Genomic DNA, 21,757 nt, shown 5'->3' on the forward strand with positions numbered 1-21,757 from the left:
CCGCTTTGACCGGCCTCACGGGAGGATCCTCGTGGCGAAGAAGCTGAGCCGGAGGGAGTTTCAACGGAACGTGGGTGCGCTGACGCTGGCGGGGACCGGTGTGGCGTCGGCGGGACCGTCCGAGGCCGGAACCCGGCGCCTGTCGCTGCCTCCGCTTTTCTACAACAACGACGGCAGCTTCCTCTTCTTCCCGGACCCGCCCAGGACGCCTGAGGACTTCGTCTACGAAGCGGTGGGCCGGTTTGCCGGAACCCAGATCGGCGCCGTGGTCTGCCACATGTTCGGGTTCGGCGACGCGGTTCCCCTGTTTCCCACCCGGGTTCGGGAGGCGGAGGGGATCGACCGGGACAGCTTTCTCCACGTCAGCGAGTGGAAACAGCAGACTTGTATCCGCGGACTGCTGGACCAGGGCATCGATCCCTGGCAGCTCTCTCTGGAACGGGCCCACGAAGCCGGCATGCAGTACTGGATCGGCATGCGTTTCAATGACCTTCATGGACCCCGCTTCCAATGGCCCAGCCGGTTCCGGGTCGCCCATCGGGAGTACGAACTGGGAGAAAACTGCGGCACCGGGGTCCACGGTCCCGAAAGCGTCTACGGGGAAAAATGCGTCGGCCTCAATTTCGCCATTCCCGAGGTCCGGGCGCACCGGCTCGAGCTGATCGAGGACGTGTGCACCCGTTACGACGCGGAAGGTTTCGAGTGGGACCTCCTGCGCGAGCCGGGCCATTATTTCCCCGACATCGACCGGGGAAGGACGATCCTGACCGGGTATCTGCGGGAGGCCCGGGCCCTGTTCCAGCGCATCGGAACCGACCGGGGCCGGCCCCTGGGATTCGGGATCCGGGTCCCGGCGACGCTGGAGAAGTGCCATGAGATCGGACTGGAGCTGAAGACCTGGATCCACGAGGGGTTGGTCGACTACATCTCTCCCGGCGTCCATTGGGACACGGCCACCGGCATGCCCTACGGCGAGTTCGTCGCCCTGGCGAAGGGGACTTCCTGCAAGGTCTACGCTTGTACCTCCGAACAGGTGGGCCCGGGCTACCATCGGCGGCCGCCTGCCGCGACGCTCCGGGCCGGCGCCGCCAACGCCTGGCGCCAGGGAGTCGACGGGATCTACATGTTCAACTTCCACCACCACATCGGCCACAACCTGAAGGAAGCCGAAGTGGTGTTCCAGGAGCTGGGTGACCCCAAGACGCTGGAGCACAAGGACAAGCTCTACACCGAGGTCGGGTGTTACGACTGCCTGAAGAAGTACCCCCGCAGCAGCGACGTCTTCCAGGCCTTCGTTCACCAATTGCCCGAGGCGCTGGCCGAGGGGAAGACCAAGACGGTGGATGTCCTGGTGGCCGACGATCTGGACATGGCGCGGCGAAGGGGCATGCTCCAGGAGATCAGGTTGAGCCTGACCGTGGTGGGCCTGACCTGGGAGGATGTCCTGGAGTTGAACTGGAACGGGCGTCCGTTGCCGGAAAACCCTCGGCTGGAGATCCCCATGAACCGGGTCGGTCCGGGGCCCATCGAGTACCAGGGCAACTACATCATGTCCTACGACCTGACGCACGGAGACTGGATCCGGCAGGGGGTCAACCGGCTGGAGGCCACCCTCCGGAAGCGCAACCCCCAGGTCCGCGTCGAAATGATCCTCCACAGCCTGGAGTTGACCATCGAGTACCGGACGCTGCCCACTCGGGTATGAGCCGGAAGCGGCGGTTGCCAACCGCCGACGAAAGGAGACAACAGCGCATGAACGGTGACACCGACGGTGGAGCGCGATCCATCAAATACGGCATGTTCATCATGCCCTACCATCCTTCCGGCAAGCCGCTGGCCCAGTGCTTCGACGAGGACGTCGAACTGGTCATCCGGGCGGAGGAGCTCGGTTTCGACGAGTTCTGGATCGGCGAGCACCACACGATGAGGTTCGAGCCCATCGTGGTCCCGGAGGTGTTCATCGGACGCGTGCTTGGCGTGACGGAGCGGATTCGTCTGGGAGCCGCGCCCGTATGCCTCAATCTGCACCATCCGGCGTACGTGGCCACGCGGCTCGGCTTTCTGGATCATCTTTCAAAAGGAAGGCTCAATCTCTGCTTCGCGCCCAACAGCGTCAGCACCGACATGGAACTCTACGGCTACCATCCGAAAGATGGCGGCGCCATGACGAGGGAAGCGCTGGACGTCATCCTCGACTTGTGGGCGTCGGACCCGCCCTACCACCACGAAGGCAAATTCTGGCAGTTCTCGCTGGAGGAGAACGTCGATGAGGCGACGGGGATCGGTTTCATTTTCAAGCCTCTGCAGCAGCCGCATCCACCCATCGCCATGCCGGGCCTCAGCCGCAACTCGGGCACCCTCACCCTGGCCGGCCAGCGCGGGTACGCTCCCTTCTCGGCCGCCCTGGCCACCGGAAACGTCCTGGCGGACAACTGGGCCACCTACGCCCGGGCCGCCGCCGAAGCGGGCCGCGAACCCGATCCCGGGACCTGGAAGGTCTGCCGCGCCATCTTCCTGGCCGACACGACCGAGGAGGCGGTGAAGCTCGCCCGCAACAACTCGGTGGGGGGGAACTACGAGTACATCGCGTCCCTGATGGACAACTCACTGGGGCACCGGGACATCCTGAAGCGCGACCTCGACATGCCGGACGCCGAGTGCAACATGGATTTCTGGCTCAAGGAGCAGATCATCGCCGGCGACGTCGACGAGGTGCTCCGGCGGTTGCTGGAGCTCATGGAAGAGAGCGGACCTTTCGGCACCCTGGTCCTGATGGGCTTCGACTGGGACGACAAGCCGAGTTGGATCCGCAACCTGGAACTGTTCGCCAATGAGCTGATGCCCGCCTTGAACAAGGCCGTTTCCGGCGTTACGGCGTGAACGCCTCCGGTGTGCTGAGCTGCCTGTAGAGGGGATGGAATCTGACTTATTGCAGGCAGGTTCGGCCAGATTCCTGTGGTAGCATGATGGTAGTTGGCACCTCTTGGATCCAAGTTTTTCGGAAAGCGGACGGAAGGCGCTTAGCCGAGGAGGAGACCAGATGTTCGATCGAGCAGTAGGGGACCTCCGCGAGCTTCCCTCCTACACAGTTTCCGAGGTTGCGCACTACCTTACCGTGCCGCCGTCGACCATCCGGTTTTGGTCCGTTGGCCGGGGTCCTTATGAGCCACTCATTGAACTCCCCGACTGTTCCCCAAACAACCCAACGCTGCTCTCGTTCCTTAACCTCGTTGAACTCCACGTTCTCGCTGCCGTCAGGCGCAAGCATGGTGTAGCAATGCCGAAGGTCCGAAAGGCCATCAAGTACTTGATGGAGACCGCTCCATCCGTAACCGACCAGCGGCATCCGTTGATCAGTTACGAAATGGAGACAGACGGCCTGGATCTGTTCATCGAACGCTATGGACGGCTGATCAATATCAGTCAGTCGGGTCAGTTGGCGATGCGGGAGCTTATCCAAACTGCCTTACATCGGATCGTGCGCGACTCCCGCAAGGTGCCCATCAGGCTGTATCCATTCACCCGAACCGAAATGCGAGATGCACCCGAGATGGTGGTCATAGACCCAAGGCTGTCTGCTGGCCGACCCGTGATCGCCGGAACCGGGCTCACAACCCAGATCATTGCCGAGCGCTACAAGGCGGGTGAGTCAGTCACCCAGCTAGCAAGAGACTACGGGCGTGAAGAATCGGAAATCGAAGAAGCGCTCCGGTGTGAGATCAAGCTCGCCGCGTGAGGAACCCACCCTCTTCCTGGATCGCAATCTCGGAAGGCACATCATTGCAAACCGGCTTCGGCGGGAAGGCATGAAAGTCGAGGTGCATGATGACCACCTGCCGACAGATGCGCCAGACGAAGAATGGATTGCTCTCGTCGGAGAGAGGGGCTGGATTGCGCTCACGAAAGATCGCAACCTCCGCTACCGGGCTGCTGAGATCAAATCTGTTGCTCAAAATGCAGCTCGGATCATCGTAATTCGAGCCAAGAATGCAACAGGGTCCGATATTGCTGAGTTGTTGGTGAAAGGAGGGCGCCAGATCGCTCGCTTCGCAGCGAAGCAGGATGCTCCATTCGTTGCTGCAATTTATCGTAGCGGCAGGGTGAAAAGGTATCCCGTGGACCTCTCGAGCAGAGTATGAACCACCGGATTTGTTGTCTGGCCAGAGCCGCGGCTTGGTTGTTCACAGATAGTTGACACAATTTACAAACCGATAACTGTCTCTCTGGTGAGAGGTTCAGGTCAGGCCAGAGCCGCTCCGTCGACGTTCATTACTTGTCCGGCGACGAAGGAGGCTTTGTCCGAACACAACCAAACGATGGCCTCGGCGATTTCCTCGGGCCGTCCCATGCGACCGATTCTAAGACTGTCTCGATATTCTTTGACTAATGCGGGATAGTCCAACTCCTGCTGGTCGACCATTTCCGTCTGGACGAATCCGGGATTGATGGCGTTCACACGAATATTCCTGGCGACCAGGTCGACCGCGGCCGCCCGTGTCAGCATGGTGACAGCCACCTTGGACGCTCCATATACCGCCAGGTCGGGGGTTCCCGCCCCACCGGCGACAGAGGCGATGTTCACGATCACTCCGGACCCCTGCCGAAGCATCTGGATGATTTCATATTTCATGCACAGCCAGATGCCCTTGGTGTTGGTTGCCATCACACGATCGTAGTTTTCCTCGGTGCACTCATGGATCTTGCCCATTTCTCCCAGAATGCCGGCAACGTTGATCCCGCAATCCAGCCGGCCATGGCGGCTCACGCAGGCTTGGACCAGCGCCTCGACTTCGGCGGCTTTCGACACATCGCAGCCAACGGCCATCGCCTCCCCACCGGCCGCTTGGACCAACCGGACGGTCTCGCTCGCTTTGTCCTGTTGCACATCAGCCACGACCACTTCGGCGCCTTCCCGGGCAAGCAGTAGACAGGTGGCTCGGCCAATTCCTGAGGCCCCGCCCGTTACCAAAGCAATTCGGTTGTTGAGACTGGCTGCCATGAGAACCTCCTTCGAGCGTCAATGGTGTTTTCGGATCTGCGGACGAGAATTCCTATTGTCACTAATAGTTTCTCTCTGTTTCCAGATCTATTGAAAGATGACTGGGAGCTCCAACGCCGCTCTTGGGGAAACCTGGTCCACTACGGCTTCCACGGTATTCCGGAGCCTTCCTGGAGGGTGACGAGGCGATCCGCTTCCACCCCTTCCCAGGTCTCGCTGCCACCCCCGGGCCAGTGGACGATGACGGCCTCGACCTCTTTGTCCCGGCCCAAGCCGAAGTGCACCCGATGGTCGTTGGCGTTCAGATAGCTGCCGTCGGTATGTGCGCGGCGCCATAACGTGCTCTGACCCTGGCGCTGCACTCCCACCCGGGCTCCCACCCCGTAGCGGTTGCTTTGCGTCCCCTCCAGTTGAATTTGCAGCCAGTGGTGCCGCGACCCGGTCCCGTTCAACAGCAACCGTACGGGCCCGTTGTTGTTGGTGATCAGAATGTCCACGTCACCATCGTTGTCGATATCGCCAAAGGCGGCTCCCCGGCTCACTTCCGACAGTTGCAGGGCCGCTCCCGCCTCGGCGGTCGTTTCCCGATAGTTCCCGTCTCCCTCGTTATGGAACAGTTGGTTGATTTGATCGTAGGCATAATCGGCCGGTTCGGCCAGCCGCGTCATTCGCACCGCGCCATTGGCCATGAACAGATCCAGGTGCCCGTCGTTGTCGTAGTCGAACCACCGGGTGCCGAAACCGGTGTAATTGTGAACCCGGGTCAATCCGAAACGGCTGGTCTGGTCGGAAAAGCCGCCGGCGCCATCGTTCAGGTAGAGGGTATGGGTCTCTTCCGTCAGATGGGTCATGAAGAGGTCTTCGCTGCCGTCGTTGTTGAAATCGGCGGCCGTGACCCCCATGCTGGCTTCCGCTTGGCCGTCGACGTTGAACGCCGTCCCTGAGAACAACCCCGCCTCTTCGAAGCTTCCGTTTCCCCGGTTGAGCCAGAGTTGATTGGGAGTCTTGTCATTGGCGACGTAGATATCCGTCCAACCGTCATCATTGAAGTCCGCGCAAACGACGCCCAATCCATTGCCGAACGCGGCCGCCAGGCCCGCCTGCTCCGTCACGTCGACAAATCGGCGCCCGCCGTCGTTGCGAAAGAACCGGTCCGGCAATGGGGAATAGACTGTGGGGAAACAGTAATCCCTGGCGCCCGCGGTTCTGCAAACCTGGTTTCCCGCGACCGTGAACCCAACGTAGTTTGTCAGGAACAAATCTAGGTCGCCGTCGCGATCGTAGTCCAGGAAGGCGGCGCTGGTGGTCCAGCGGGAATCCTCGGCTCCCACTCCCTTCATTGGGGTGAAGGTCCCGTCTCCGTTGTTGCGATACAAGAGATTGGGTCCGTAGTTGGTCAGGTAGAGGTCGAGGTCTCCGTCGTTGTCGTAGTCCCCAACCGCGGCCCCCATCCCGTAGCTGACCGAGTCGACTCCGGCTTGGGCGGTGACCTCCCTGAACTTGAGACTTCCGCCGGGGATCAGATCGTTTCGATACAACCGGTGCCCCGGTTTCCACCCGGGATCTGGAGGAAACCAGGACTGGGAGGGAGTCTTGGCCGGTTCCAGCATCGCGCCTTGCACCAGGTAGACATCCAGGTCGCCGTCGCCGTCGTAGTCCAACAGGGCGGCTCCGGAGCCCACGATTTCAGGCAGGTAAAACTTGCCGCCGGCCCCGTTGAAGTGCTGGAAATCCAGCCCCACCCGGGAAGCCGCTTCCGAGAAAAGGGGAGTTGGAAGCGATGGGTCTTGCGCCACAAGAGCCGGCCAGGCCGAGGCTCCCCAGAGGAGTCCGGCCAGCAGCCGGCCGGCGGGCCGTCGGCAGGACCGCCGGGCCGGAGAGGCAGCCACATTTCTCATGGCCGCTTGCCCGCCTGCCGCAACCTTTGCAGGAACTTCCCGACATCGGCCGCCAGTTCACGCTTCCCCATGGAAAAGGCCTTTGCCTGGGCCTTTACGGCAGAGTCGACGGCTTTATCCAGCTCGCCCAGGCGGGCGTAGCTGTGAGCCAGTACGTAATGGCGCACCGGGGTTCCCTCATCCTCTACCGTCAGGGTCTTCAGGAAGTGACCGATCGCCTCCGCATCCCTCCCTTGTTTCTGAAGCAGCAGCCCCAGCTGAAAATGGGCATCCATGAAATGCGACCGATTCTCGATGGCCAGGCGGAAGCGTTCTTCCGCCTCTCTCACCTGACCGCCGTTTGCCAGATTGGCGCCCAATAGGTAATGCGACTCGGCCCGGTAAGGATCGAGTTCCAGAGCTTTCCGGAACGCTTCTTCAGCTTCCTGACCGCGACTCTGAAGCGTTCGTAGAATACCCAGATTGTGGTGGATTTCGTGAAGCCGGGGATCGAGTCTGTGCGCCGCCTGGTAATGTTCTTCCGCCTTGACCAGATCTCCCAGGGTGAGAAAGTTGAAGAACAGGTTGGCGTGCGCCCCGGCGTGCCGGGGGTCTTCTTTCAGGGCCCGCTCAAACTCGCCAAGCGCTTCAGAGATTTGCGCTTTCCTCTGAAATCCCAGTCCTCGCAGGTAGTGGTATTCCGCCTTGGATTGAAGCCGGCGGAGCGAATCCAACAGAGGGTCCACCAAGGGAGGCGGATCCCCCTGAACCCGTTGAAAAAGGAGTAGGTGCCGGCGAGCCTTCTCTTTTTTTCCCAGGCTGCGGTACACGGTGCCGAGCCCATAGTGGGCGGCCCCGAAATCGGGCGCCAACCGGGAAGCGGTCCGGTAGCTCTTCAAGGCTGCCCGAGTCTCGCCTCGAGCAAACCGGACCCGGCCGAGTCCGTAATGGGCACGTGCAGAATCGGGATGTTGCCGAACCACCTCGCGATAAATCTTTCCGCTCTCGTCCCAGTCGCCCACCGTCCGAAGCAGTTTGCCGAGTCTCAGTTGCGCCGGAAGATAGTCCGGGGCCAATTCGACGGCTCTCCGAAGAGCGGGAATCGCTTCTGCATCCCGGCCGATCGCGGTCATCGCGACGCCCAGATAGTACGGCCAGCGAAAGTTGGATGGTTCGATGGACCCGACTCGCCGGTAAAACGTGGAGGCGAGTTCATATTGTCCGAAACCGTGCAGAAGCATTGCCAGCCGGCCATTGAGTTCGCTATCCGCCGGGTTTTCCAGAGCTTCCCGATAGGTTTCAAGCAGCCGTTGACGGTCACGGGGCTCGAAAGCTTCCAGCAACCGTTCGGCCAATTGGGGCGGTGGAGGCGATTCCGGGGTCGCGGCAGCGATGAAAACCAAACTCAAGGTCCAAAGCGGCAGCATGGTCCTGATGATACCTGTTTGCCAAAAATGGGCTCAAGATGAGGGGCGCACCGGCGAACACCGGAATTGCTGACAAGAAAAGCGTTTTCTGACCGGGCCGTCCGTGTTTGTTGTACCGAACGGAGCGGAGGGTATAATGGGACCAATTCACCGTCGGTCGGGGTCAGGTTCTCCGAGGTGCCAATGTCAAGAACCTTCGCAGGTTCTCCCGTGAGTGGCAGGTTCCTTCTGCTTGCCTTGTTTCTGGTTCTGCTCCCGGTCCAGGCCAAAGAGAAGAAGCGGGACGACCGGGCCGTTCTCCAGGAAGAGCAGGAGGACTACTTCAAGAAGTGGCTCAAGGAGGACGTCGTCTACATCATCACCGATGAGGAGCGGGGCGTGTTCAACGGCTTGGGCACCATGGACGAGAAGGAACAGTTCATCGAGCAGTTCTGGCGCCGGCGCGACCCGGATGCGAGAACGGCCGTCAACGAATACAAGGAAGAACATTACCGTCGTATTGCCTACGCCAACGATCATTTCTTCAGCGCCAAGGCCGGGTGGAGAACAGATCGCGGCAGGACCTACATCCTCTGGGGCCCGCCCGACGACCGCGAAATGCGTCCCTCGGGCGGCCGCTATGAAAGGCTGATCTACGAGGGCGGGGGAACGACGACGACTTATCCCTTCGAGCGCTGGATCTATCGCCACATTCCAGGGATCGGGTCCGATGTCGAGTTGGAATTTGTCGACCAGTCAGGTACCGGTGAATACCGTCTGGCGCTGGGTATGGAGGAGAAAGATGCGCTCCTCCACAGCGAAGGCGGATTGACCATGGCAGAACAACTCGGGATGATGGACAAGTCCGAACGCCCTTATTTCACTCCATCCAATGCCCATAACCCCTTTATTCAGGGGATCACGGGCATGCGCGCAAAAGATCGTCCTTTCGCTCGCATGGCGCGCTACTTCGATGTTCAGAAGGCTCCCGATATTCGGTACAAGGACCTCCAGAAGCTGGTCGACAGCAGAGTCTTGTATCACAGCCTGCCGTTCGACCTCAGCAGCAACGCGATCAAACTGGACGATGCCAGGGCGCTGGTTGCCATTACCGTGGAGGTGCGCAACCAGGATCTGACATTTCAGGAGAATTCCGGCATCCGCCAGGCCCACCTTCGACTCTATGGACGCGTGCTGAACGTGAGCGGCCGAATGCTGACCGAGTTTGAGCAGGAACTGGCCATCGACTACGAAGCCGAAGAATTCGAAACCAGCTTGACGGAACGGTCCGTTTATCAGAATCAGATCGCAGTCCCGGCTGGCCTCTACAAGCTGACTCTGATCCTTGAAGACTTGCACGGTGAAAGGATGGGTTCAACGGAGACTCGTATACCGGCTCCCAGATATGACGAAAGCCAACTTGCCGCCTCTCTGATTCTGGCCCAGTCGATTCAGCAGCTTGGTGCGGTGCCGGATACGATCCGGATGTTCGTGCTCGGCGACCTGAAAGTGATCCCCAGTGTCAGCCGTACGTTTGTCTCTGACGCTTCACTGCCGGTCTATCTTCAGGTGTACAATCTGCAGGTGGATCAGGCACTGGCCAGACCGGATCCTGAAATCGTCTACGAAATCAGCAGGAAGGGGAAAGTCGTCAAGACCGTCTCCGGCATTGGCGGCCGGAACCTTGCCTATTTCTCACCGGAACGCGCGGTTTTCGTTCGACATCTTGACTTGGAGGGACTCCCGCTTGGGGACTATTCGTTGCGAGTGGCCGTACGTGACGGCATTTCCGGAGAATCGTCCGTAACCCGCGATCGATTCAAGATTCAATGACAAGCAGGTGTCTGGAAAAGTACTGATCGGAACCGGCGTCGCCGGGTGGGCCATCCTGGCCTTTGCGGCGGTGCTTCCGGCGCTCTTTCCACAGGGTTCTGCCGGCCAGACCACACCTCTCTCCACAGCCGAGCCTCGTCACGCCGAAGGCTATGCCGGGCAAGAGACGTGCGCGAGCTGCCACAGGGAAATCACCGACTCCTACCAACGTGTTGCGATGTCACGGTCGTTCTCTCGACCCACGCCTGCGAACACGATTGAGGACTACGAAAAAAACAACAGTTTTTTCCACGAAAAGTCGGAATTTCACTACACCATGCTCAAGCGCGGCGGGCGCTATTTTCAGCGCCGCAGCCTCAAGAACAAGCAGGGGGAGCCCGTTCACGTTCATGAAGAGGAGATCACCTACATCCTGGGTTCGGGTGATCATGCCCGCTCCTATTTTCATCATCATCCCAATGGCGTGATCACCAAGTTGCCCGTCACCTGGTACACACAGGAACAACGCTGGGGAATGTCTCCCGGCTACGACGTCCCGGATCATCTCGACTTCACCCGCCCCATACCGCAGGGGTGTTTTTTTTGCCACACGTCCTACCCTCGGCTCATCCCGCAAAGGTCCGAGGACGAGGTCTACTTCCCCAACTCTCTTCCGGCCGGCATCGGTTGCGAGCGTTGCCACGGACCGGGCAGCGAACATGTCCGCCTGGTCTTGGAGAAAGCTCCCGCGGAAGAGTTCAAGAAGGCGATCTACCACCCCGGGCTGGATTCGAAACAGGCTCAGAGAGATCTCTGTTACCAATGCCACGTGGAGACCAACGTCTACAGCGTGGCAACCAGAGTCATCGTGCCGGGCCGGGAAACCTTCTCCTACCGGCCGGGAGAAACTTTTTCCGATTACGCAGTCCGCTTCAAGCTTCGGGGCGTGGACGACAAGAGCAAACAATTCGACATGGTGAAGCAGCATGGCGATCTGATGGAAGAATCGAAATGCTTTCAAGCCAGCAGCGGCGCCATGACCTGTACCACCTGCCATGATCCCCACGTGAAGGTCTCTCATGAGGAGAGCGCCGATTTCTACCGCGGCCGCTGCCTTTCCTGCCATGTCTCAAGTGAGCTCAACAACACCCACAAGCCGGTCGAAGTCGAAGGAAACTGTGCCCATTGCCACATGCCCTCCGGAGACCCGACCGGCGATAGCCCCGATATTTCGTTCGAGGAGCTTCGGCGGGGAAATCAGCGCACCCGGCACATCGTTTTTACCAACCATAGAATCGGTATCCACTCCAGAGGAGAAGTGCCCGCCGATCTGGGTCAGAACACCCTCTACGAACTGGAAACTTCAAGCTCGTTGCTGTCCGAGACCGAGAATCTTTTTTTTATGGGGGCGGCATTCTTGGACGCCACTCCGGCTGAACTGAGCGAACGCCCGAAACAGTTGGAAACCGGAATGGGGTTGTTGGAACAGTACGTCGAGCGGGCCGGCGGACGCTACCGGACCGAAGCCTTCGCCCTGCTGGGAAAAGGCTATGAAGTTTCGGGGAAAATCGATCAGGCTGTGGCAGCTTACGAGCGCTCGCTGGAAGGTCGGCCGGGCCAGTTGCTGCCTTTGAGCAATCTGGCTTTGATCTACGCCAATCGGGGAGACCACGAACGCGGCAAATCTTACTTCTCCCGAGTGCTGGAGCGATTCCCGGAAAATGTTCCGGCACTTCACGGGCTGGGCGTCCTGGCTGCCGGGGCCGGAAAAAAGCAGGAGGCGATCGGGTATTTCGAAAGAGCGACCCAGTTGTTTCCGCTTGCCGTCTTTTCCCACTATCACCTGGCCCAAATGTACTTGCGCGACCAGGAGTGGGACAAAGCCTTTGCCGCGATCATGCGCACCTTGGCTGTTTCTCCAAGATTCGCTCCGGCATATCTGGACCTGGGAAATCTTCACGCCCTCCAGAACCGGTTGTCCCAGGCCGAAGAAGCCTTCGAGCGGTTGCTGAAATTGGATCCGAACAACGAAACCGCCTACAACGCGGTTTCAATCGTCGCGGCGCGGCAGGGCGCTTTCGAGCGCGCTATGGAAGTGCTCGAGGAGGCAGTCGAAAAGGGTGCTGCCGCGGAGGAAACCTTCCTGAATCTCGGTCGCGTCCGGGCTCAAGCCGGCGATCTGGAGGGATCCATCGAGTCACTGAACGAGGCGCTATCCCGGAACCCTCAAGCCGAAGAGACTCTCGTGACCTTGGCGATGGTGCACTCGTTGAAAGGTGAGCGTGCATTGGCGAGACAATTCCTCCAGCAGGTGCTCAAGCGGAATCCGGACCACGCGGAGGCTCGCCTCCTCTTGGAGAGGCTTGGGCGGTAGTTGAGCTCGGTATTGGCTCTCTACCGCTACCTTTGACTGCCATGCCCTCTCAGGCGGGCGGCCGAGGTGTCGATGGCACGCGCCAAGTGCGCCCAATCCACTCCCATGAGCACCCATTGGATCCCCTTTTCCGTCCACTCCATGAGCGCTTCCGGATCATCGGCCAGACCGATCCCGGGAAAGACGCCGGCTTGATGTGCCGTGGTCACGACCGTTTCAACGGCGGTCTGCACCTCCGGATGCTGAGGATTTCCCATATACCCCATGGAACCGGCCAAGTCGTTGACTCCGATCATGATCGCGGTGAGTCCCGGCACGCGAACCATTTCCTCAATCACGTTGACGGCGTCGATGTGCTCGATCTGCACGATGCAGACGATTTCCCGGTTGGCGCGCCGGCAGTACTCTGCGTCCCCGATGCGACCGTATCGAATCGGCCGTCGTGGACCGAATCCCCGCTCTCCCTCCGGCGGATACAAGCAGGCCGAGACGGCTAGCTGAACGTCTTCGACCGTGCGGACGAGCGGGACCACAATTCCGTCTGCCCCGATGTCCAACACCGGCTTGATCAAGACGGCATCATTCCAGGCAACACGCACCAACGCCGCGGCGTCGCTACCCTTGGTCGCCATGATGTGACCCTGAACCGTTTCCAGGGAATGACCATTGTGCTCCATGTCGATGAAGGCAAAATCGAGCGTGTGAGAGATCAGCTCGGTCACGGTGGGATCCGAAAAGCTCACTCCGCAACCAAGCGGGATCTGTCCGCTTTCCAGCTTGGCCCTGAACGTGTTGGCGTTCTCCATCAAAACCCCCTTCTTGGATCGCTTGAAAGCTGTTGCGTCGATTGAAAACTAATGGTTGATCTGTCGCTTGGCCGTTTCGGAAACAGGGGTTGGGGTGGTCAAAATGAATTCAACCACTATCCGATTCCTATCGATCTCAAGTACTCCCGGTTTCGCTTGGCGATGGGCAATGGTTTGTCGAACGCCACGGGATACATGTCTTGTTCAACAATGGCCCAGCCGTCATATTCGATTTCCTGCAGCAAATCTCGCAAGGCAATGTAATCCACCACTCCTTTTGAGAGTTCACAGAACATGCCCATGGCGACGGCATGAATAAACGGTATTTCCTCAGCCACCACTTGCCGGCGAAGTTCAGGGTCCACGCTCTTGAGATGAAGGTAAGGGATCCTCTCGTGATGCTTGCGCACGAAGGCGACCGGGTCCACCCCGCGGTAGGCCAGATGACCAACGTCCTGGCCCAGGGAGATCACCTCGGGGTCGGTATCTTCCAGTAGCTTCTCGATCTGGTCTTCAAAGGCGACGTGGGAATCGGGGCTGGAATGATAAACCAACTGGATATCGAATTTTTCCCGCACCAGGATCGCCGCCCTGTGGGTGGCATCGATCAGGCGCTTCCACGCATCCTCATCCAGTCGTTCGGGCTTGATTCGTTCGCCGGTAAACCAATCCGTGTGCAGGTCGTCGATCAAGACCAGAAATCGCGCGTCCAGTCCCGCCAGCAACTCTCCGACTTCCAATAGCTGCGACTCCAACCCCGGCCAGGCTTCCAGGTCTTCCAGATGAGCCATCAGAAAGGTGCCCGTGACCTTCAGATTCCGCCGGCTCAATTGCCGGCGCAAGACGTTGAGATCTTGCGGGAAATAACCATAAGGACCCAGTTCGATCCACTCATAGCCGGCCTCCGCCACCTCGTCGAGAAACCTCCGCCAGGGGATTTGTTTGGGATCTTCCCCGAACCACACGCCCCAGGAATCCGGACAGCTACCCACCTTGACGTTCATTGTTGGAATCTCCTATTGGTTATTGATCCGGACGTAAAACTGCGTCTTCCTGCGCCAGATTGTCGATCTCTTCCGCCAGACGAGCCAGTTCCTGCCCCTTTTCAGCCTGTTCCGCCGCCAGGCGTCTTCTGGCCTCTTCGAGGATGGCATCGATGCTCTTCCCGGCCCATTCGTAATCGCGGGCCTTTTGCATGATCGAATGAATTCGCTCCAAATGAGTCTTGGAGCGCTCGGCAGCCGGAGAATCCAGAATGGAGGCTCGGGCATAGGCAGCCACCGCAGCCTTGGGATTACGAGAGTTTCCGTGCGCAAAGCCCAGTCGGAAGGCAGCGTAAGCATGCTCAGGGTCCATTTCCAGTGTCTTGCTGAAGTGCTCAACCGCCTGTCGAAGTTCCTTGGGTGAACCGGCCGATTGCTGCCAAAGCTCCAAATAGGCGCGACCCAAGGCATAGTGGGCGTCGGCCTGCAATCCCTGCCGTTGATTGACCCATTCGGAGGCTGTCATTTTGCCGGGTTTTTCCAAATTCTCCAACAACAGCAGGGCCCGATTGGCGTACTCGCTCGCCTTGGCCGTTTGGCGTCTTTCGGAATAGAGGTAAGCCAACGGGGCCAGCAACTGAGGCACTTCGGGCAACTCAAGCAAGGCTTGTTCAGCATGCAGGATAAAGTTGTCGACCTCACTCACCTGATAAGCCGCGTCCGCCAAGACATGGTGGGCAAAGGCCGTCAGGCCGCTGTTTGGAAAGCTCTCCAGAAACCTCATGGCCAATTCGGCCTTTTCCGAAAGCCTGCCGGCTCGTTCCACCGCTTGCCAAGCATCGAACTCCGCTTTCTCTCTGGGCTCACCGACGACGCGGGCAGGCTGTTCGGGTTCCTGTTGGTCTTGAGATGGCTGCTGAGATGTTTGTTGGCGTTCCGGTGCCCTCTCCTGTGCGGTCAAATGGTTGGAGAACACACTCAGCACCAGCACCGACAAAACCACGCGAGAATACTTCAGCGCCATCTTCTCACCTGGCGGGTGTGTAGAGCTGGGCCGCCCCTCTCTTGAGCTTGCGATAAAGGAATCGGTCGGTTCCCAGCTTGCGCTCTTCCCGATTGAGGCGTCGTACCTGTTGGAGAGCCGCGAGAGCTTTTTCCTTTTTCCCGGCTTTTCGATAGGCGATCGACAACTGGTAATAGGCCGTAGTTGCCTGGGGATCCAGCCGGATCGAGGTCTCCAATTCCCGGATGGCCGAGTCCAGGTCGTTTCTTTTCAAATAGAGCTTGCCCAGGCTGATGCGGGCAAGAACGAAGTCGGATTTCAAGGCCGTCGCTTGCTGCAAATGTCTTAGACTTCTTGCTTCTGCCGGCGTCCCCGGACGGGACCCTTGAGTCATCCCGATGTCTCCCAGGAGGTAGTGGGCATAGAAGTTTGCGGGGTCTTCCCGCAGTGCTTGCTCCAGAAGAACGGTCGCCTCGTCATGTCGCTGGGCTTCCACCAGCACGAAAGCCAGTCCCAGTCTGGCCACCGCCGAATTCGGCTGTAGCCGGATTGCCTTTTCGTAGTCGGCTGCCGCTTCGCGGTAGCGGCCCTGGGACAGCTTCAAGTAGCCACGTTGGATGTGCAAGGCGTGGGAATTCGGTAGATGAACCAGTCCCCGATCCAGGAAATCCAGGGCCACCGAGGGTGACATGGCCGCCTCTGTCGCCATCCGGGCGATCGCCACGTAATTGCGTTCGTCGCCGGGATAGTCCCGAGTCGCCTGCTGCAGGATCCGCCAGGCTTTTTGGAACTCTTCGAGTTCCAGATAGGCGAGCGCCAGCAGGTTGAAAACATCACCGGTCTTGTATCGTTGCGGCATGTTCTCCAGGGTATCGGCACAGTCGGTGTGTTTACCCAGAAGATACTGCACGAACGCCAAGTTATAGGCCGCCGCGGATCTGTCAGGATAGCCCGCCAGGGCAAGCTCGAAGTGGCGTTCGCCCGCGGCATACTCACCGAAACGCGACAGCAGGAGACCGGTCTCGAACTGGGCAACGGCGTTGTCTGCCGGTACGCTCTCGAGGACACGTTTGGCTGCCCCGGCCTGTTTGTTTTCGAGCAACGCCTCGGCATAGTTGACCAGCCACAAGGGGTTTGCCCGCAGCACCGAGGGAGCTTTGGAGTAGCGCCGGGCTGCTTCCCGGAAATCTCTCTGGGTGAAGGCGATTTGTCCCAGAAGAGCCTGGGCCTCTTCGTTCCCGGCCTCCCGGCCCAACGTTTCCAGCAGCAGCGTGCGTGCTTCCTGCACCCGGCCCCGGTCAAGCAGTTCAAGTGCACGCTGTTTCCAGACTGGCTGGGCCAGGGCGGGAGAGAGCAGAATCAACCAACAGGAGGCGCCGGCAAATAGCGAGAAGGGAACTCGCCTCATTGACCCAGTATAGGGAACTCTTGACGATGTTGAATCGCCCGTGGTAGAAATGACCCCATTGCGCGGGCCCGTATCCCAGGGGGCCCGATTCCCATTTCTCCTGGCCGAAATCAACCAGGAACGAGTTTGGTAAGGACAGTCCCAAGCAGGCGATGGTCGGTCGCCGGAGACTCCAGGCGGGGATTTGGCTCCTACTACCACCGAGTGCGTTCCCAGGCGCTCCACTTCCATCCGTTTTCTTCTGAAACAAGGAGAAGTCATGAAGTCCAAGACGGTTATTGTTTTTCTGCTCTCTCTCCCGCTGATTTTTTCGGTTGCCTCGGCCCAGCGCTTCGCTGAAGTCTCAGGCACGGTCACGGACGCCACGGGCGCAGTTCTGCCCGGCGTCACCGTCGACGTCACCAGCACCGAGTCCGGCGTTGGCAAGACGGCCATCACCACCGACACGGGGCTGTACCGCGTCTTCGAGCTGATTCCGGGGGGCTATCGAATCAGTGCCCAGTTGGACGGCTTCAAGACCACGGTCGTGGAAGCGACCCTGGAAACCATGAAGATCACCACCGTGGACATCGCCCTGGAAATCGGTGAAATCGCCGACCAGGTCACGGTGGAGGCGGCGGGTATGACCCTGGAAAGGGAATCGGTAAAGGTCAGCACTTTTTTCGAAGAGAAAATGATCGAGGATCTGCCCCAAGTATTAAAACGGCCTCTCGACATGATCAAGTATGCAGCGGCTGTTTCCTATCGTGGAACCTGGAGTCTGATCCCCGGCCAGTCGACTTACTACAGCATGAACGGAGTTCCCTACCAGGCTGGGGAAGTCTATGTCGACGGAGCCTACGGCATGAGCGGCCGCGCCTACGACAGCAACCCGGACACCAGTCCCAGAACAGCTACTGTCAAGGAAATGCGGATCGTGCAAACCAGCTTCAAGGCCGAGTACAACGGAGGGGGTGGCGGCCTGGTAATCATGTCCACCAAGTCAGGAACCAACAGTTTCCACGGTTCCGTGTGGGAGTTTCACCGTCAGAAAGCGTTGGACGCTCGTAATTTCTTCGCTGCCAAACGAGATCCTTTCCGGGAACATCTTTACGGGTTCGAAGTGGACGGACCGATCATCAAAGACAAACTTCACTTCATGGTCAGTGGTTCGGGAAAGCGCTCCTTTACTCCAACCGGCTCACGGTTTCGCACCTTCCCCACGGAGGCCCAGAGGCGGGGGGATTTTTCGGGCAAGTTCAACGCTGACGGAAGTCTGCGAACCATTTATGACCCGCTCACCACAGTTGAAAACCCGGACGGAACCATCAGCCGCACCCCTTTCCCGAATAACATCATCCCGGCCGACCGCATCAGCCGTCAGGCACAGGCGATTCTTTCCTATCTTCCTTTGCCGAACCGGGCCCCTGACGACCCTTCCGGAAGCAACAACTTCGTGGGGCTGACTGCCAACCCCTTGGCCTTGTGGGGATGGACCGCCCGTTTCGACTGGCAAGCAGATGACAACGACAAGATCTTTGTTCGCGTTATTTCCGATCCATCCGTCAGTGAATCGATTGGAGCCTGGACGCCACCGTCCGGCTTCGACACGAGCCGGCTTCCCGACGACGCCATCTCCAAGCGCGCCGAACGGAATCCGGCCGACCCGGATGACTGGCTCATGAGATTCGACCAGCTCAACCAGGCGGCCGGTTGGACGCATACCTTCAGTCCCTCGGTGATCTCTGACTTTCGCCAGTCCTACAACGAGTTGTCGCAATGGGCAAGACCTCTTTCTCAAGGTCTGGGTTTCCCGCAAGAGATTGGAATCGCGATTCCTCCTGAAATCCCGTCCACGAATACCTACGGCGAAAACAACCACTTTCCCCATATTGGCATCGCCGGCTACTCGGGGCCCGGCGCCGGCTGGGGCGGTGGTTCGGCGATCAATCCACGACGCGGGATGCACTTTGGCGAAACCCTGACCTGGCTGGAAGGCGCTCATTCTTTCAAGGTGGGCATCGAGACGAGACGCTCCGGTCACGCCTATTTCCAGGCCAGTAATTCTTCCGGACGTTACAATTTCTCGGCCAACGCCACAGCCGCCAATCCTTTTGACGCCGCCAGCGGAGATTCCGTAGCCTCCTTGCTGCTGGATCGGGTGGACGCAGCCAACATTTCCAATGTTGCCCAACGAAATTTCAGCACTTGGTACTGGGGGATGTTCATCCAGGATGACTGGCGGGTCAGTCCCAACGTGATCTTGAACCTGGGGTTGCGCTATGATTTCGACACGCCGTTGAGGGAGCGAAACAACCTCATTAGCTCTTTCGACCTCAATGCGATCAACCCCGTTTGCAACTGCCCGGGCGCCTTCTTCTACCCAGAACAGTACTATCAGACGCAAAAAACCAACGTTGCGCCACGGCTGGGAGTCGCCTGGAACCCAGGGGGCGGCAAGACAGTGGTGCGGGCCGGGGCCGGTATTTACTACATGCAACCCATGATCGGCATGAACCCCTGGCAAACTCCCCGGACGGGGCGCGGCGATGTGACCGTCAGCAAGAGCTTGTCAAGCCCCGACCATGGAGTCACTCCGGCGATCAGCAGTATTTCGGCCGGTGTCGGAGCGATACCGGTGTTCGAGTTGCAACCCGGATTCGGAGCGGTTGAGATCGGGCAGCCGGCCATTTTGCGTGCCGAATACCTGTGCTGTCCCGAGTTGCGTCAGAATCCCTACAGTATCTCTATGAGTGCCACCCTCCAGCACGAACTCAACGACATCGTGCTCGAAGCCGGCTACATCGGCAACCTGACCAGGCATCTGGGTGAGTGGAGCTACAATTTGAACCAGCTTCGGCCGTCATTGATGGGGCCGAATGCCACCCAGGCCGACCGCCCCTATCCGCAATACAGCGCCGTGAACCAGATCTCGGTACCCGACAAGACCATGACTTATCATGCCATGGTGCTCAAGGCGGAAAAGAGGTTTGGAGGCGGCTTGGCATTTCTCACCAACTTCACCTGGTCGAAACACCTGGGCAATCGTGAAGGGCGGCACAACGTCTACGATCGAGCTTCCGCCCGGGGGCCTGCCTGGCTTTCGAGGCGGCTGCGTTTCGTGGTGGCGGGGACTTACGAGTTGCCCTTCGGAGTCAATCGTTCGTTTCTCAATGATGGCCTCGTATCCAAGATACTCGGGGGTTGGAACACCTCATTCGCCTTCATTGGCCAATCGGGGGTTCCTCTGAACTTCTACGCATCGCCCAACCTGACGGGCTCATTCGGAGGAAATTCACGCGCCAACCGGCTACGTAACGGCAAGGGTCCACAGACGATCGATGCCTGGTGGGACATCAATGCATTCGTTCACCCCGGGCCCTTCGTGTTTGGCAATGCCGGCGTCGGAATCGTGGAAGGTCCCGGATCGCAGACCGTTGATTTCTCCCTGATGAAAGACTTCGTCATCCTGGAGGGTAAGCGGCTTCGTTTCACGGCCGATTTCTTCAATTTTCTGAACCGGGCCAACTTCAACGATCCGAGCACCAGCATCTGTCCGGCCGATGCTCCCTGCACGACCAATCGCATCACAAGCGCTCAATTTGCACGCCAGACCCAGTTGGGACTGCAATTCTTTTTCTGACGAACAACCATCTGCTCAGTCCCGCCGCTTGTTGAAACGAGCCGGCGGGACTGAGCTGGTCCCTCTCGAATTGACCGACCCAGGCCCGACTTGAATTGTTGTGCCCGTCCGCGGCCGGATCCTCCGGCAGGCGCACTTTGGTGAATTCATACCAGCGCCGTGGGAAACCAGGTCATCTTTCCCGTTTTGATAGAGTTGGGGACAAGGTGGGTTGTCCGCATGCCGGCTCATTGATCCGGATTCCGGTTCTTTTCCTCTTCGTTCAACCGGTTGCCGCCCCACTGCCGCTTCCGCCGGAACAACCGGCATCTTCCGTGCCGGCGCCTTCCGGCGACAATCGCTCTCCTTATGTGGGCGCCTCGACCTGTGGAAATTGCCATCAATCTATCCATGAAAGCTTTCGCCAAACCACCCACTACCTCACCTCCCAGCTTCCTCGAGCGAATTCCATACTCGGCAGTTTTGAGCCCGCTCAGGCTTTGCTTCGCACCGGCAATCCGCATCTCTGGTTCGAGATGCGCGCTTCGGAAGACGGTTTCTTTCAGACCGCCTGGTCTCGGGAACAAGGTCGAATTGTCCCGCGTACCGAGCGCATGGACATCGTCGTCGGATCGGGGAAAATGGGCCAGACCTATCTCTACTGGCGAGGCAGCAAACTCTTTCAGTTGCCGGTTTCCTATTTCACCGAGGCGAAGCGTTGGATCAACAGCCCCGGCTATCCGGATGGGCAGGCGTATTTCGACCGCGCGGTTAATCCGCGTTGCCTGGAATGCCATGCCACCTTCTTTGAGGTTGACAGCAAAGAAGACCCGATGCGGCCCTATCTGAGCAATGTCTACAGCCGGAACAATTACTCGCTGGGAGTCACCTGCGAAAGATGTCATGGCCCGGGAGGCCTTCATTCGAAAAACCCGCCGGAAAGATCCGGCTCCGGCGCCACTGGCGATATCGTCCATCCCGGAAAACTCGAGCGGGAACTCCAGATGACACTCTGCGCCCAGTGTCACTCGGGTCACCTGGTCCCGCGCAACGGTCCCTTTTCCTTCAGGCCTGGCCAGGGGCCTGAAGCGTTCATTGCCGTGGAGAGCCTTCGGGCCAGGAACAGCGGAGGCGTGCACACCACCAATCAACCCGATCGCCTTCGCCGCTCCCGGTGTTTTCAGGAGAGTGGGTCGCTGACCTGCAATAGTTGCCATGATCCGCACCACCTGGAGCGCGCAAACCTGCAACTGTTTTCTCGACGTTGCATGACCTGCCACGAGCCGCAGGTCTGTGGGATGGCGGCAACCTTGGGGGATGCCATCGAAGGCAACTGTATCGACTGTCATATGCCGGTACAGCGGGACCTGGGAACGCCAATGGCGACGGCCAGCGGGTTTGAGGCTCCGCGGATGCGGGATCACAAAATCGCCGTCTATTCGGCTGTCGCTAAACGTCTTTTGAAGCAGTTCCAGCAATAAGACAGTT

The 21,757-nt window shown here is 59.2% G+C and carries 15 protein-coding genes; 8 read left to right on the plus strand and 7 right to left on the minus strand.

Annotated features, from left to right (window positions below; all coding sequences use genetic code 11):
- Window positions 1–31 precede the first annotated feature (31 nt).
- The 4 genes from OXT71_04835 (at window position 32) to OXT71_04850 (ending at window position 4,139) form a co-directional block, all read left to right on the plus strand.
- Window positions 32–1,705 (plus strand): hypothetical protein, encoded by a 1,674-nt coding sequence (locus OXT71_04835; protein MDE2925707.1) that lies wholly within the window; start codon window positions 32–34, stop codon window positions 1,703–1,705.
- Window positions 1,706–1,752: 47 nt separating this feature from the next.
- Entirely contained in the window at window positions 1,753–2,880 is a 1,128-nt protein-coding gene (locus tag OXT71_04840; GenBank protein ID MDE2925708.1) for an LLM class flavin-dependent oxidoreductase, read from the plus strand.
- A 160-nt stretch (window positions 2,881–3,040) separates the two neighbouring features.
- Entirely contained in the window at window positions 3,041–3,736 is a 696-nt protein-coding gene (locus OXT71_04845; GenBank protein ID MDE2925709.1) for a DUF433 domain-containing protein, read from the plus strand.
- A complete protein-coding gene (locus OXT71_04850) occupies window positions 3,714–4,139 on the plus strand; it encodes a hypothetical protein (protein MDE2925710.1) in 426 nt (141 codons plus the stop codon). The genes OXT71_04845 and OXT71_04850 overlap by 23 nt, the downstream gene beginning before the upstream one ends.
- 101 nt (window positions 4,140–4,240) lie before the next feature.
- On the opposite strand, the gene OXT71_04855 is transcribed toward OXT71_04850, so the two are convergent.
- The 3 genes from OXT71_04855 to OXT71_04865 form a co-directional block, all read right to left on the minus strand.
- Complete coding sequence (locus OXT71_04855; protein MDE2925711.1) at window positions 4,241–4,999, minus strand: glucose 1-dehydrogenase; 759 nt, start codon at window positions 4,997–4,999, stop codon at window positions 4,241–4,243.
- Window positions 5,000–5,139: 140 nt separating this feature from the next.
- Window positions 5,140–6,897 carry a CRTAC1 family protein gene (locus OXT71_04860; GenBank protein MDE2925712.1) on the minus strand — a complete coding sequence of 586 codons (1,758 nt, stop codon included), beginning with the start codon at window positions 6,895–6,897 and terminating at the stop codon, window positions 5,140–5,142.
- Entirely contained in the window at window positions 6,894–8,303 is a 1,410-nt protein-coding gene (locus tag OXT71_04865; protein ID MDE2925713.1) for a tetratricopeptide repeat protein, read from the minus strand. The genes OXT71_04860 and OXT71_04865 overlap by 4 nt, the downstream gene beginning before the upstream one ends.
- A 183-nt stretch (window positions 8,304–8,486) precedes the next feature.
- On the opposite strand from OXT71_04865, the gene OXT71_04870 reads away from it, so the two are divergent.
- Together OXT71_04870 and OXT71_04875 are read left to right on the plus strand one after the other, a co-directional pair.
- Window positions 8,487–10,115, plus strand: a complete 1,629-nt coding sequence (locus OXT71_04870; protein MDE2925714.1) for a GWxTD domain-containing protein — start codon at window positions 8,487–8,489, stop codon at window positions 10,113–10,115.
- Between the two features lie 7 nt (window positions 10,116–10,122).
- Entirely contained in the window at window positions 10,123–12,468 is a 2,346-nt protein-coding gene (locus OXT71_04875; GenBank protein MDE2925715.1) for a tetratricopeptide repeat protein, read from the plus strand.
- Window positions 12,469–12,494: 26 nt separating this feature from the next.
- Here OXT71_04875 and OXT71_04880 read toward each other — a convergent pair whose 3' ends face one another.
- From OXT71_04880 to OXT71_04895, 4 genes are all read right to left on the minus strand, one after another.
- Complete coding sequence (locus OXT71_04880) at window positions 12,495–13,274, minus strand: aldolase/citrate lyase family protein (GenBank protein ID MDE2925716.1); 780 nt, start codon at window positions 13,272–13,274, stop codon at window positions 12,495–12,497.
- 116 nt (window positions 13,275–13,390) lie between these two features.
- The gene (locus tag OXT71_04885; protein ID MDE2925717.1) at window positions 13,391–14,278 is read right to left on the minus strand and encodes a sugar phosphate isomerase/epimerase; all 888 of its coding nucleotides are present in this window, start codon (window positions 14,276–14,278) and stop codon (window positions 13,391–13,393) included.
- A 19-nt stretch (window positions 14,279–14,297) separates the two neighbouring features.
- Window positions 14,298–15,281: a hypothetical protein gene (locus OXT71_04890; GenBank protein ID MDE2925718.1), complete on the minus strand. Its 984-nt coding sequence runs from the start codon at window positions 15,279–15,281 to the stop codon at window positions 14,298–14,300.
- A gap of 4 nt (window positions 15,282–15,285) precedes the next feature.
- A complete protein-coding gene (locus OXT71_04895; protein ID MDE2925719.1) occupies window positions 15,286–16,668 on the minus strand; it encodes a tetratricopeptide repeat protein in 1,383 nt (460 codons plus the stop codon).
- Between the two features lie 259 nt (window positions 16,669–16,927).
- Here OXT71_04895 and OXT71_04900 point away from each other — a divergent pair, with 259 nt between their 5' ends.
- Both OXT71_04900 and OXT71_04905 read left to right on the plus strand, forming a co-directional pair.
- Window positions 16,928–20,290: a TonB-dependent receptor gene (locus OXT71_04900; protein ID MDE2925720.1), complete on the plus strand. Its 3,363-nt coding sequence runs from the start codon at window positions 16,928–16,930 to the stop codon at window positions 20,288–20,290.
- A 140-nt stretch (window positions 20,291–20,430) separates the two neighbouring features.
- A complete protein-coding gene (locus OXT71_04905; GenBank protein MDE2925721.1) occupies window positions 20,431–21,750 on the plus strand; it encodes a multiheme c-type cytochrome in 1,320 nt (439 codons plus the stop codon).
- Window positions 21,751–21,757: the final 7 nt, after the last annotated feature.

Source organism: Acidobacteriota bacterium, from assembly GCA_028874215.1.
In the GTDB taxonomy this organism is placed as follows: domain Bacteria; phylum Acidobacteriota; class UBA6911; order RPQK01; family JAJDTT01; genus JAJDTT01.